Here is a 12971-nt window from a genome sequence, read left to right on the forward strand (position 1 = left end):
TATAAACAAATAGCAGTTAAATAAAGATTATATTCTATTTAAATGGTATTTTTATTAAAACTTTTGTTGAAGTATTATTATAATTAGAAACTTCTAAATATCCTTTTAGATTTTGTGTAAGAATTTTATGAGACATATAAAGTCCAAGTCCTGTCCCTTGGCTTTGATGTTTAGTGGTAAAATATGGATCAAAGATTTTATCTATTATCTCTTTTGGAATTCCTCCTGCATTATCTATTATCTCAATTATTACAAATAATTCTTCTTTATAAGTAGAAATTTTTATTTGTCTTTTAATCTCTGTTTTTTCAAAAGCTTCAATTGAATTTTTTAAGATATTTAAAATTATTTGTGAAAGTTCTTGTTCACAACTATTTATTTTTAACTTATTATTTAAGCTTGTAGTTATTGTAATTTTATGTAATAAAAATTCATCATTTAAAATACTTAAGGCTTGTTGTATACAATTACTAATATAAAATTGTTTAATTTCCCTATCACCTTTTAAATAGTTTTGAAAATCATTAATTGTTTTTGATAAAATAAGAGTTTTATTCATAATTTGTTCTATTGTAATATCTAAAATAGAATCTGTTAGTTGATTAAACTCTTTTTGAACTTTAAGTCCTGTAATTGAAGTGGAAATAAAACTTAAAGGTTGTCTCCATTGATGTGCTATATTACTTAACATTTCACTTAAACTTGCTATTTTTAATTGTTGTAATAAAGCTCTTTCTTTCTGTTTTATTTCTGTTAAGTCAATAATTGAAATAAATAGAGTTTGTTCATTTTCAAAAATCATCTTTTTTGATTTTATCATTATAGGAAAAGATTCATTTTTAGAATTTAAAGCATTTAACTCTTTTATAGAATTTTGAGCATTTTGAACTACTGCATAAATATTTTGTGTTTTTTCACAAATAAATAGTTCTTCTAATGAAATATTTAAAATATCTTCTTTTTTAAATTTAAAAATTTTAAGTATTTGATTATTTACAAAAACTATTTTTTTATCTTGCAAAATAATAATACCTTCAACTGTAAAATTTAAAAGTGTTTTAAAACTATTTAAACTATTTTCTAATTCTTGTTGAGTATTTTCAAGTTTATTTTTATAGTTTGATAATTGTCTATTTTTATATAAAATTATTAATAATATAAATACTATTGGCACAAAAATTTTTATTAATAGTTGATAATCAAAAGGTTTTATAAATTCTAAATTAGTCCATCTATTATATATGTCTTCTTTTTCTTTTAAACTCATACTATTTAAAGTTTTATTTATAATTGATTGAAGAATTTTATAATCATCTCTTATCATAATTTGTAAATTAAAATCTATATTAGCATCACCTGATATTTTAATATTATTAAAGCTATATTTTTTAATATTATAAGCAAGTACAGGCATACTATCTATTAAAGCAAAAGCTTTATTTGATGAAAGAAATTCTAATCCTTCTTTTATATTACTTACAAAAACAAACTCTAAATAAGGGTAATTTTCTTTTAGTAATTTATGTGCAGTATAGTTTTCTCCAACTGCAATTTTTTTCCCTTTTAATTGTGTAATTGAAGGAATATAGTTTTGATCTTTTAAAGTTGCTATTCCTATTGGCACTTTATAATATGTATCTGAAAAAATAGAGTATTCACCTCTATCTTTGGTTTTTCCTGTAGTTACTATTACATCTTTTGTTTTATTTTTAATCTCTTCTAAAGATTTATAAAATTTATTTTGCATATGGTATTGAACTTTTATACCTGTTTTATTAATAATATATTCCCAAAAATCAAAACCTAAGCCATAGGCTTTATTATTCTCTTTAAAGCTAATTGGAGCCCAATTATCTGTAAAAGCTACTTTGATTATCTTATTTTTTATAAACTCTTGTTCTTCTTTTGTCAAAATTAGTTTATTTGATAAGTTTATCCATTTTTTCTCTAAGGCAACTAATTCTTCATCTGTAATTTTTTGCATACCTCTATTTAGGATTTGTTGAAGTTTTATATTATTTTTTTGTACACCAAAATATGAATTATGATTATAATTTTTTAAATTGATATTTGTAAGTATTTTTAAGCTATTTAAATAGTTACTATTTACATAATATTTAGAAACAAGTTCATTTTGAATTGTGGCATCAATTTTTCTATTTTTTATATCTTCAAAAATATTTTTTAAATCACTATACTCTTTGATTTTTATATTAGGATACTCTTTTTTTATAAGAGTTGTAGTCATCCAATCTTTTAATTGTCCAATTGTATGTCCCTTTAAATCATCTAAATTTATTAGTTCATAACTATCTTGATGAGTAACTAAAGAGAGCTTTTGTTTATTTAAAACATTTGTAAAAAGAATAAACTCTTCTCTTTTTTTTGAGTAACCTATAGCTGATAAAACATCAAGTCTTTTCTCTTTAAATCTTTTAAGATTATTATCCCAAGTATCATTTATAAAAATAGGTTCAAAGTTTTCTTTTTCTCCTAAGAGTTTTATATAATCAATTATATATCCTTTGGGTAGATTATCTTTATAAAAGCTATATGGAATCCAATCAAGTTCAGCAGAGAAAAATATCTTTTCTTTTTTTGATATTAAATTATTAGCAAATAGTTCATTTGAAATAAGTGTAAAAAAAATAAGAGGTATATATATAACATATTTCATAATTTTGCTTTTAAATTTATATAGATATTAAAATTATACATAAAATTATTAAAATTGTATAGTTTACTTGTATAGACAAGGTGTAATCATAATGTAACTGTGATACTTTAAAATTTCATAATCAAACTTGTATAGACAGGTAAAGGAGAGAGATTTTGACACAGCTTATTGATAAGCCAAGATATATACAATTATATGAAAATATTTTAGAAAAAATAGAGAATAAAAAATTTGATTCAGATTATCAATTACCTTCTGAAAATGAATTTGCTAAAGAGTTTAATGTAAATAGACATACAGTAAGACAAGCTTTACAGCTTTTAAAAGATGAGGGTTATATTTATACAAAAAAAGGAAAAGGTAACTTTATTGCTAATATAAAACTTCCATATAAAATTACAGATAAAAGCAATTATTCTTCACAAATATTAGATTTGGGTTATGAACCAAATACAAAATTTTTAAGTGCTGAAATTATTAAAGGTAGTAATAAAATCTGTAAAGCTTTAGAATTAGAAAGAGATAGTGAAATAATAGAATTAAAACTTTTAAGGTTTGCAAATGAGTTACCTATTTCTATAAGTATTTCATATTTTGATGCTTTAAAATTTCATAAAATATTAGACTATAAAGATATAAAACCTTTTTCTTTATATAAAGTATTAAGTATTTGTTATAAAAAGCTAGAAATTACAAAAGAATCTACAATCTTTGAAGCCTTAATGCCAACTTTAGAAGAGGCAAAACTTTTGCTTATGCCTCAAAGTAATCCAGTTTTATCAACAACGACAATTTCAAGGGATCAATTTGGGAATATAGTAGAGTATGGACAAGCTTTATTTAGAGCTGATATGTGTAAAGTAAAAGTAGATTTAATTTAGGAGAAACTAGTGATAAAAATGAAAAATTTAACCTTAGGTTATAAAAAAGAAGTGATTTTAAAAGAGATAGATTTAAAAGTAAAAAAAGGAGAATTTATAGGAATTATTGGTCCAAGCGGTGCTGGAAAATCTACATTACTTATGTCATTAACAGGAGGTATTAAGGTATTTGATGGGAAGTTTGATGTTTTAGATTATGATTTAACAAAAATAAAAAAGAAACATTTAATACGATTAAGAGAACAAATAGGTGTAATTTTTCAAGGTTATAACTTAGTTGATAGATTAAGTGTAATTGATAATGTAATTAGTGGGATGTTGAAGGATATTCCATTAAGTAGGGCAATTTTAAAATATTATAAAGAACATGAAATAAAAAAAGCAAAAGAGTACATGGATATAGTTGATATTACTAAACACTCTTTAAAAAGATGCGATGAACTTTCGGGAGGTCAAAGACAGCGTGTTGCAATAGCTCGTGCTTTAGCCGCAGAACCAAAGATTATCTTAGCAGATGAACCTGTATCTGCACTTGATCCTAAAAGTGCAAAAAAAGTTATGGAGATTTTAAAGAAGGTTAATAAAACTTATAATGTAACCGTAATTGCAAATCTACATCATTTGGAGTATGCCAAAGAGTACTGCGACAGAATAATTGGCGTTAATAATGGCACAGTAATCTTTGATGACAACAGTGAAAAATTAACTGATAAAACAGTTGATAAAATCTACGCTGCCAAAGCGTAGTTTAACAAGAAATAAGTAAAAGGAAACTAAAAATGAAACTATTAAGAAAAGTATGTTTAACTGCGTTAGCTTTAGGTGCAACAACAATGTTTGCTCAAGAAAAATGGCCCGATTCTATAACTTTTAGTGCAATTCCTGTTGCAGGTTCTACTTCAATGAAGGAAAACTTTTCAAATTTAACTAATTATTTATCAAAACAACTTGGTATAAAAGTAGAACTTAAATTAGCTGGTGATTATACAAGTGTAATTACAGGTATGCAAAGAAATCATATTGATGTGGCATATTTAGGACCAAAATCTTATGTGGAAGCTGCAAAAAGAGCTAAAGCAGAAGCCTTAGTAGTTGAAGTTGATGCCCAATCTGGACTTGCAGGATACAATGGCACAATTATTACTAAAAAAGATAGTGGTCTTAAAACTTTAGAAGACTTAAAGGGTAAAACTTGGGCATTTACTTCTTCTCAATCTACTTCAGGAACTTTAGTACCTAGTGTAATGTTTTCTAAAAAAGCTATTGATCCTCAAAAATATTTTTCAAAAGTTATTTATTCAGGAGGCCATGAAGCTTCAATTTTATCTGTAAAAGCAGGAAAAATTGATGCAGCTTCAACAAATAATTTAGATTTTAATAGGGGAGAGGGAATACATTGGAGTAAAGATGATTTTAATATTATTTGGACTTCTTCTTTAATTCCTGGTGCTCCAATTGCAGCTAGGTCTAATTTACCAACTTCTTTGAAAATGGCTTTAAAAGGAGCATTAGTTTCTTATAATGATAAAGAAGGGCTTAAAAAACTTAAAAACAAAGGTTTTATAAAAGTTGATGATAGTATGTATGATAGTGTAAGAGAGTTAATTGAATTAAAAAAACAATTAAAAAATAAAAACTAATAGAAGACTACTCTTCTATTAGAAGGATAAATTAATGCAATTAGAAGAAATAAAAAGAAAAACCAATCCTTTTAAATTAAGTAATACAATAATAATTCTTGTAATAGTTATTATTTTTTTAAATAGTTGGAGTTCAACCAATATGGATATAGCTTCATTACTTGATGGTTGGAAATATATGAATGAATATATTAAAGGCAATGAAAATATAGAAAATAGTGGGTTTTTCCCACCAAATACAGATTTTGATGATATAAAAACATATGCTTTATCTATGTTAGAAACAATACAAATGGCAGTTGTTGCACTTGTTTTATCAATAATACTTGCAGTGCCATTATCATATATGAGTTCTAGAAATATCTTAAATATATTAATTCCTGGAAACTCTATTTTTCACCTAGCATTAAAAAAGAGTATTTATGCTTTTGCAACATTAATTGCAAATATATTTAGATCAATAAATGAAATAGTTTGGGCTTTAATTTTTGTAAGTGCAGTGGGACTTGGTCCAATGGCAGGTATTTTAGCCTTAGGAGTACATACAGCTGGAGTTTTAAGTAAGCTTTTAAGTGAAGGCAATGAATCAATAGATCCAGGTCCTGTTGAAGCTTTAACAACAACAGGGGCTAGTTTTTTCAAGGTTTTAGTATATGCCGTTATTCCTCAAACTATGCCACATTTTATCTCTATGGTTTTATATAGATTTGAAAGTGATGTAAGAAGTGCTTCAATTTTAGGTTTTGTGGGTGCTGGTGGAATAGGGTTTTATTTATTTGACAAGATTAGAGCCTTTGAAAATGGTGATGTATGTACGATTATTATAATTATAGTTATATCAGTTTGGATATTTGACAAAATTAGTGCCAAGATTAGAGAAAGGTTTATTTAATGAAAAGAGAAGATATAAATTATTTTGCACAAAAAGCAACTTTTGAAGAAGTGGAAAAGTTATATAAAAAAATAGATACAAATTATAATATAAAGCAATTAACTGCTCCAACTCAACAAACACTATTAGTTCCTGTAATAGATCCAGTATCTAATAAACAGTTTTATAGTGGAGAGGTTTTAGTTACTTCAACTATAGTTCAACTTGAAGATGAAAAAGGTTGGTCTATGGTTATGGATGATTATTCGCAACTTTCTTTATATATAGCTGTTTTAGATGCAGCTTTTGCTAAAAATATATATAAAGATGAAATTGAAAAACTAATTAATAATACAAAAATTAGTTTAGAAAATCAACAAAAAATTTTAAATAAAAAAGTTAATTCAACAAAAGTTAGCTTTGATTTATTATAAAAGAAGTAAAGATGAAAAATATTGATATTGAAAAATTAAATAGAGATAATTTTAAAGCCTTAATGAATGCTTTAAGTCTTCCTGGAACAATAAATAAAATTGAACCATTATTTCAATCAGGTCTTTTAGCAATTGCAAATACTTTATTATACTCTCAAACTTCATTTTATTATAACGGGTTAGAAGAGTTTACTTTAATAGAAGCCATTACAAATTCAAAAAGTGAAAATAAAAATAATTGTGATTATTTATTTGCAGATAATATTTGTAAAACTTTATTGGAAAATTCAAAAATAGGAACCGTAAAAGATCCAGAATTCTCAACTACGCATATTTTTAAATGTAAAGATTTTAAAGGTTTAAATGTAAGATTAAGTGGACCTGGAATAGATGGAACTAAAGAGGTTTCTTTACCTATTGATAGGGAATTTTTAGAGGTTTTTAAAAAGAAAAATTCATTTTTCCCTTTAGGTAATGAGATATTTTTTCTAAGTGATAACCTAGAGATTTTAGCACTTAGTAGAACAACAAAAATAGAGGTGGTATAAATGGCATATTATGCAATTAAAGGTGGTGAAGATGCTATTAGAAACTCACTGCATTTTTATAAAGATAAAATAGAAAATTCAAATAACTTAGAAGAAGAAAAAATTATAAACTCTTTAGGTTTTGCTATTGATAAAATCTTAAGCGAGGGTTCACTTTATAGTAAAAAGTTAGCTTCTCAAGCTATAAAAAGAAGTGCAGGGGATTTATTAAATGCTGCATTTTTTCTAAGAGCCCATAGAAGTTCTTGTCAAAGAATAGGTATATGTAAACCTTTAGATGTAAATAATATGAAAATAAAAAGAAGAATTAGTTCAAGTTTTAAAGATATTGAAGGTGGTCAAATCTTAGGAGCTTCAAATGATTATGAAATAAAACTTTTAATTGAACAAGAGTCATTAGAGTATAACTATGAAAATTATAGTGATAAAACAAATATTATAAAAAGTGCCTTAACTCCTTTAAGAGAGGATGGCTTAGTAAAAGTATTAAAAGAAGAAGAGGAACCTTGGGATATTACAAGAAGTTTCCCCCTTGCTCCTTATCCTAGAAGTGCTTTAATGCAAATGATGAGTAGAGGCGAGAGTGGTTCTATGTTAGGGTTTGCTTATACTTCTATGAGAGGGTATGGAGATGTACATCCTACTATTGGAGATTTAAGAGTTGGTAGTTTAGATATAAATTTTACACATCCTTTTTCTAATAAGGAAGTAAAAATAGGTGAGATAGAAGCAACTTCTGTTGAATGTGTAGGAACTTTTAATAAAGATGAAGATGATGAAGTTAAACTAACTACAGGTTTTGGATTTTGTTTTGGAGAAAATGAAACTAAAGCTATTTCTATGTCAATTCTAGATTTAACTTTATATAACAATACATATAGTGTAGGAACTGAAAATATAATTGCAAGTGATTTTGAAATGATTATGCAACATATTGATGGAATTGAATCTTTTGGTTTTGCAAACCATTATAAATTGCCTCATTATGTAACTTTCCAAACAGATTTCCAAATATTTAAAAGTGCAAAGAAATATGCACAAGAAGAAAAGGAATAAAAATGAGATATGCATTTTTAGATGAAGAAGCAAAAAAAGAGATTAGAAGATCTATTTTAAAAGCAATTGCAATTCCTGGATATATTGTATCTTTTGCTTCAAGAGAGATGCCTGTAGCAAGAGGTTGGGGTACGGGTGGTTTGCAAGTAACCTTAGCAATTATAAATGAAAGTGATACTTTAAAAGTAATTGATCAAGGTTGTGATGGAAGTGTAAATGCTGTAAATATTAGAAATTTTATTCATTCAGTTACAAATGTGAAAACAACAACAAGTACTAAAGAGGCTTCTATTATTCAAACAAGACATAGGGTTCCTGAAATTGAGTTAAAAGAAGGACAAACTTTAGTATATCAAGTGCCTATGCCTGATATTTTAGAAACCGTAGAGCCAAATACTGCAAAGGCAAAATTAATGCACGCAAATGCAAATTATTCAAAATTATGGGTTTTACTATATGAAGATACTTCAATGTTTGGAGATAGTAGAATCTCAAATAGATACCCAGTATTAGTAAATAATAGATATGCAATGGATCCAAGTCCTATTCCTAAATATGATACTTTAAAATTAAATAATTGTAAGGCTTTACAACTATTTGGTGCAGGAAGAGAAAAAAAGATTTATGCTATTCCTCCTTATACAAAAGTAGAACCTTTAAAGTTTGAAGATAAAGAGTTTAAAGTTGAAAGTTTTCAAGGACATTTTTGTAATAGATGTGGAAGTAAAAATAGCTTTTTAGATGAAGTTTATTTAGATGATGGAAGAGTAAAGTATTTTTGTAATGATACAGATTATTGTGATATGAATTTACAAGGTAAATTATGATTTTAGATATTAAAAACTTAAATAGAATTTTTGGAAAAGGGTGCAAGTTTTGTTTAGAAGAAACAGGAGCTTTATATAATAGTTCAATTTGTCCTAAATGTAAAAGTGTAGTTGGTGTAAATAAGGTTAATCTTTCTTTAAATAAGGGAGAAGTTTTAGGAATTGTTGGAGAAAGTGGTAGTGGTAAATCAACTTTACTTCAATTAATCTATCAAGACCAAAAGGCTAGTAGTGGAGAGATTTTTATAAAAGAGTTTAGAAATGAAAATGGTGAAAAAAAGAATATTTTAGAGGCTAATTTAAATGAGTTGTCATATTTAAAAAACTCTTTAATGTCTATGATATATCAAAACCCAAGATTAGGATTGAATTATAATTTTTCTGCTGGGGGTAATATTGCACAAAAAATAATTGGTAGTGGAAATAAAAATTATGAACAAATTAGAAAAAGAGCCTTATACTTTTTAGATAAAACTGAAATTCCAACAAGTAGAATAGATGATTATCCTGAGAGGTTTTCAGGAGGACAACAACAAAGAATTCAAATTTCTAAAGCTTTATCAAGCAATCCTAAGATTTTATTATTAGATGAACCAACAACAGGACTTGATTTATCTGTTCAAGCAAAAATACTTGATTTAATAAAAGAGTTGCAACATGAAATTGGTTTTTCAATGATTATTGTATCACATGACTTGGGTGTAATAAAACATTTAACAGATATAACAGTTGTTATGAAAAATGGACAAATAGTTGAAAGAGGATTAACAGACCAAATCCTTGAAGACCCACAACATCCCTATACTCAACTATTAGTATCTTCAATACTATAAAAGGAGAGATTTATACTATGAGATTAGAAGTTAAAAATTTAGATAAAACCTTTAAAATATATACAAGAGGTTCAATAGAAGTAAAAGGGTTTAATAATATTAATTTTAAGTTAAAAAAAGGGGAGTTTTTATCTTTGCATGGACCAAGTGGAGCAGGAAAGTCTTCTATTCTTAAAACTTTATATAGAACATATACAACAACAAGTGGAAATATCAACTATTATAAAGATGATGGAACAGTTATTGATATAGCAAAAGTAGATGAAAGTGAAATTTTAAAACTAAGAAAAGAAGAAGTAGGGTATGTTTCTCAATTTTTACAAATACTTCCAAGGGTTAGTGCAGTTGATGTGGTAAGCCAACAATTGATTTTAAAAGGAGAGAGTCAAGAAATATCAAGACAAAAAGCAAAAGAGATGTTAGATTATCTTTCTATTAGAGAGGAGTTATTTGACCTTTCTCCTTTAACTTTTAGTGGAGGAGAACAACAAAGAGTAAATATTGCAAAAGGAATAATTGCTCCAAAGTCTTTATTACTTTTAGATGAACCAACTGCTTCTTTAGATAAAAAAAACACTATAAGAGTTATCGAGAAGTTAAAACAATTAAAACAAAAAGGCGTGGCAATGGTTGGTATTTTTCATGATTTAGAAGCTATGGAAATGATAACAGATAAAATTTATGAATTAAAAAGAGTATAAAATGCAAACAATTTTAAGAAGTTCAAAGGTTTTAATTAATGAAGAGTTTATTCCTGCTGATATTGTTATTGAAGGGGAATTTATAAAAAGAGTTGATAAATATGGGATAAATGAAGTTGCAATTGATTTAAAAGATAAAAAAGTAACTCCTGGAATTGTAGATTTACACTCTGATGCTTTAGAAAAAGAAATAGAGCCAAGACCAAATGCAACTTTTCCTATGCTTTTAGCTATTACAGAATTGGATAAAAAGCTTTCAATGGCAGGTGTAACTACAATGTTTCATGCTATTGGATTTGAAGAAAATCCAAAGAAAAAAAGAAGTATAGATTTAGCAAAACAACAAATTGAAGAGATTTATAAAGCAAATAAGAATCATCTTGGAGTTGATAATTTAATACATGCTAGATTTGAATTAAGTGCAACAGATGCAGTTGAACCCATAAAAGAGGTTATTTCAAAAAAAATGGTTAATTTAGTATCTTTAATGGACCATTCTCCAGGACAAGGACAATTTAAAACTTTAGAGTCTTTTAAAAGCTATTATTCAAAATATTATGGATTAAATGATGATGAGGTAGATGAAATAGCAAATAAAAAAATAAATAAAGATGAAGAAAAAATAAAAGAGTTAATAAATTATGCTAAAAAGTATAATTTAACTTTATTAAGTCATGATGATGATTGTATAGAAAAATTAGATGGCTTATTAAATTTAGGTGTACAAATTTCAGAATTTCCTTTATCTTTAGAAGTTGCAAAATATGCAGTAAGTAAAGCAATTGCAACAGGAATGGGTGCCCCTAATATTGTAAGAGGAGGAAGTCAAGGTGGAAATATTGCTGCAATTGATTTGGTAAAAGAGGGTGTTTGTAAATATCTTTGTTCTGATTATCATCCAACTTCAATGCTTCAAGCTGTTTATAAGATGAAGCAAGATGCAAATTTAGACTTAGCAAAAGGTTTTTCAATGATTACTTCTACTCCTGCAAAATATGCAAACTTAGAAGATAGAGGGGAGATAAAAGAGGGTAAGAGAGCAGATATAATAGTAATAGATGATTCATATATTCCAAAAGTAATCTTAACTATAAAAGATGGAGAGTCTATTTATAATGCTATTAAAGGATTTAAACTTTAAAGGATAATTATGGTTACAATTTATAGAAGTATATTACATTTAACAGTACAATATTAAAATCAAACTTACAGTTTTAAACTGTAAGTTAAAAAGAGAGAAAATGAGTAAAAAAATTATATTAATTGTTGGACCTAGTGGAGTAGGAAAAGATACATTATTAAAAAATATTAAAAATAAAATAAAAGCAAATTTTGTTAAAAGATATATTACAAGAGTACCAGATGAAAATGAATCAAACTATTTTTTACAAGAAGAAGCTTTTAAAATTTTAGAAAAAAATAATTTTTTTATTTCTACTTGGAATGCACATAATAATTTTTATGGTATAGCAAAAAACTCAATATTAGAGGGTTTAAATATAATTAGTATTTCAAGAGCAAAAATAAAAGATTTTGAAAAACAGTATCAAAAAGTATATACAATAAATATAACTTTAAATAAAAATGATTTAAAACAAAGACTTAAAAAAAGAGCAAGAGAGAGTATAGAAGAAATAGAAAAAAGATTAAGTAGAAGCTATGAAAAAATAGAAGCAAGAAATTTAATTGAGTTTGAAAATAATAAAAATTTAACTGAAAGTGTAGAGGAATTTTTAAAACTTTTAGGGCAAATTAATGAGGATTGAATTTTTAGGTACAGCAGATAGTGCAGGTATTCCTGTACATAATTGTAAGTGTGAGATTTGTAATTGTTATAGACAAAAAGGTCTTATAAATCTATCCACAAATGCTTTTATAAAAATCAATGATAAAATTATTCTACTTGATTGTGGCATAGAAAATATTTCAAACATATTTGATGGTAAAGAGATAATAGCAGTATTACTTACACATTTTCATTCTGATCACTGTTTAGGGCTATTAAGACTTAGACACTCAAAACAAAATATAACTTGTTTTCATCCAAAAGATAAAGAAGGCTTTAGTGATTTGTTTAAACATAAGCATAGTATTACTTATATTGAAAATAAACCTTTTGAATCTTTTAAAATAGATGAACTTTTAATTACTCCAATATCTTTAATTCATTCAAAAAATACTAATGGATATTTAATTGAATATAAAAATTTTAAGCTTGCTTATCTTACAGATTGTGCTGGCATTAAGTTTGAAACCATAGAGTTTTTAAAATCAAAAAATATTGATTTAGCTTTTTTAGATGCTTGTTATGATGAAAGGAAAATACAAGGAAATCATCTAAATTATTTGCAAGCTTCAAAGCTTTTAGATGAATTAGAAGTAAAAGAAGGATATTTAATTCATGCTTCTCATACTACATTGGAATATATAAAAAATAATAAAATTGTGTCAAAATATAAGTATATAAATAAGGGATTTTTTAAGGAAATAAAGTAAGGAAAAA

General features: G+C 26.0%; 14 protein-coding genes. 13 read left to right on the forward strand and 1 reads right to left on the reverse strand.

The window, feature by feature from the left end; all coding sequences use genetic code 11:
- Nucleotides 1–34 precede the first annotated feature (34 nt).
- Nucleotides 35–2677 carry a transporter substrate-binding domain-containing protein gene (locus AMYT_RS06910; protein ID WP_114841820.1) on the reverse strand — a complete coding sequence of 881 codons (2643 nt, stop codon included), beginning with the start codon at nt 2675–2677 and terminating at the stop codon, nt 35–37.
- 155 nt (nt 2678–2832) lie between these two features.
- Here AMYT_RS06910 and AMYT_RS06915 point away from each other — a divergent pair, with 155 nt between their 5' ends.
- The 13 genes from AMYT_RS06915 to AMYT_RS06975 all read left to right on the forward strand — a co-directional run bounded on the left by AMYT_RS06915 (nt 2833) and on the right by AMYT_RS06975 (nt 12964).
- Nucleotides 2833–3558, forward strand: a complete 726-nt coding sequence (locus tag AMYT_RS06915) for a GntR family transcriptional regulator (RefSeq protein WP_114841821.1) — start codon at nt 2833–2835, stop codon at nt 3556–3558.
- Between the two features lie 18 nt (nt 3559–3576).
- Nucleotides 3577–4305 carry a phosphonate ABC transporter ATP-binding protein gene (gene phnC, locus AMYT_RS06920; protein ID WP_228197912.1) on the forward strand — a complete coding sequence of 243 codons (729 nt, stop codon included), beginning with the start codon at nt 3577–3579 and terminating at the stop codon, nt 4303–4305.
- Between the two features lie 32 nt (nt 4306–4337).
- Nucleotides 4338–5198, forward strand: coding sequence for a phosphonate ABC transporter substrate-binding protein (phnD, locus tag AMYT_RS06925; protein WP_114841823.1), 861 nt, complete (start codon nt 4338–4340; stop codon nt 5196–5198).
- Between the two features lie 34 nt (nt 5199–5232).
- Entirely contained in the window at nt 5233–6090 is an 858-nt protein-coding gene (gene phnE / locus AMYT_RS06930) for a phosphonate ABC transporter, permease protein PhnE (protein WP_114841824.1), read from the forward strand.
- Entirely contained in the window at nt 6090–6503 is a 414-nt protein-coding gene (locus tag AMYT_RS06935; RefSeq protein WP_114841825.1) for a phosphonate C-P lyase system protein PhnG, read from the forward strand. Before phnE ends, AMYT_RS06935 begins: the two co-directional genes overlap by 1 nt.
- 11 nt (nt 6504–6514) lie before the next feature.
- On the forward strand, nt 6515–7051 hold the full coding sequence (locus AMYT_RS06940; protein ID WP_114841826.1) for a phosphonate C-P lyase system protein PhnH: 537 nt from the start codon (nt 6515–6517) through the stop codon (nt 7049–7051).
- The gene (locus AMYT_RS06945) at nt 7052–8107 is read left to right on the forward strand and encodes a carbon-phosphorus lyase complex subunit PhnI (protein ID WP_114841827.1); all 1056 of its coding nucleotides are present in this window, start codon (nt 7052–7054) and stop codon (nt 8105–8107) included.
- A gap of 2 nt (nt 8108–8109) precedes the next feature.
- Entirely contained in the window at nt 8110–8934 is an 825-nt protein-coding gene (locus AMYT_RS06950) for an alpha-D-ribose 1-methylphosphonate 5-phosphate C-P-lyase PhnJ (protein WP_114841828.1), read from the forward strand.
- Nucleotides 8931–9767: an ATP-binding cassette domain-containing protein gene (locus AMYT_RS06955; RefSeq protein WP_114841829.1), complete on the forward strand. Its 837-nt coding sequence runs from the start codon at nt 8931–8933 to the stop codon at nt 9765–9767. Before AMYT_RS06950 ends, AMYT_RS06955 begins: the two co-directional genes overlap by 4 nt.
- A 17-nt stretch (nt 9768–9784) precedes the next feature.
- On the forward strand, nt 9785–10468 hold the full coding sequence (phnL, locus tag AMYT_RS06960) for a phosphonate C-P lyase system protein PhnL (protein ID WP_114841830.1): 684 nt from the start codon (nt 9785–9787) through the stop codon (nt 10466–10468).
- A 1-nt stretch (nt 10469) separates the two neighbouring features.
- Nucleotides 10470–11609, forward strand: a complete 1140-nt coding sequence (locus AMYT_RS06965) for an alpha-D-ribose 1-methylphosphonate 5-triphosphate diphosphatase (protein WP_114841831.1) — start codon at nt 10470–10472, stop codon at nt 11607–11609.
- 100 nt (nt 11610–11709) lie between these two features.
- Nucleotides 11710–12234 (forward strand): AAA family ATPase, encoded by a 525-nt coding sequence (locus AMYT_RS06970; RefSeq protein WP_114841832.1) that lies wholly within the window; start codon nt 11710–11712, stop codon nt 12232–12234.
- Nucleotides 12224–12964 carry an MBL fold metallo-hydrolase gene (locus AMYT_RS06975; RefSeq protein WP_114841833.1) on the forward strand — a complete coding sequence of 247 codons (741 nt, stop codon included), beginning with the start codon at nt 12224–12226 and terminating at the stop codon, nt 12962–12964. The genes AMYT_RS06970 and AMYT_RS06975 overlap by 11 nt, the downstream gene beginning before the upstream one ends.
- Nucleotides 12965–12971 lie beyond the last annotated feature (7 nt).

It is taken from the genome of Malaciobacter mytili LMG 24559 (genome assembly GCF_003346775.1).
Taxonomy (GTDB): domain Bacteria; phylum Campylobacterota; class Campylobacteria; order Campylobacterales; family Arcobacteraceae; genus Malaciobacter; species Malaciobacter mytili.

Excerpts from the sequence above, each read along its gene's own strand:
- AMYT_RS06910 (WP_114841820.1), bottom strand. The coding sequence starts at position 2,677 with ATGAAATATGTTATATATATACCTCTTATTTTTTTTACACTTATTTCA.
- phnC (WP_228197912.1), top strand. The coding sequence starts at position 3,577 with ATGAAAAATTTAACCTTAGGTTATAAAAAAGAAGTGATTTTAAAAGAG.
- phnD (WP_114841823.1), top strand. The coding sequence starts at position 4,338 with ATGAAACTATTAAGAAAAGTATGTTTAACTGCGTTAGCTTTAGGTGCA.
- phnE (WP_114841824.1), top strand. The coding sequence starts at position 5,233 with ATGCAATTAGAAGAAATAAAAAGAAAAACCAATCCTTTTAAATTAAGT.
- AMYT_RS06935 (WP_114841825.1), top strand. The coding sequence starts at position 6,090 with ATGAAAAGAGAAGATATAAATTATTTTGCACAAAAAGCAACTTTTGAA.
- AMYT_RS06940 (WP_114841826.1), top strand. The coding sequence starts at position 6,515 with ATGAAAAATATTGATATTGAAAAATTAAATAGAGATAATTTTAAAGCC.
- AMYT_RS06945 (WP_114841827.1), top strand. The coding sequence starts at position 7,052 with ATGGCATATTATGCAATTAAAGGTGGTGAAGATGCTATTAGAAACTCA.
- AMYT_RS06950 (WP_114841828.1), top strand. The coding sequence starts at position 8,110 with ATGAGATATGCATTTTTAGATGAAGAAGCAAAAAAAGAGATTAGAAGA.
- AMYT_RS06955 (WP_114841829.1), top strand. The coding sequence starts at position 8,931 with ATGATTTTAGATATTAAAAACTTAAATAGAATTTTTGGAAAAGGGTGC.
- phnL (WP_114841830.1), top strand. The coding sequence starts at position 9,785 with ATGAGATTAGAAGTTAAAAATTTAGATAAAACCTTTAAAATATATACA.
- AMYT_RS06965 (WP_114841831.1), top strand. The coding sequence starts at position 10,470 with ATGCAAACAATTTTAAGAAGTTCAAAGGTTTTAATTAATGAAGAGTTT.
- AMYT_RS06970 (WP_114841832.1), top strand. The coding sequence starts at position 11,710 with ATGAGTAAAAAAATTATATTAATTGTTGGACCTAGTGGAGTAGGAAAA.
- AMYT_RS06975 (WP_114841833.1), top strand. The coding sequence starts at position 12,224 with ATGAGGATTGAATTTTTAGGTACAGCAGATAGTGCAGGTATTCCTGTA.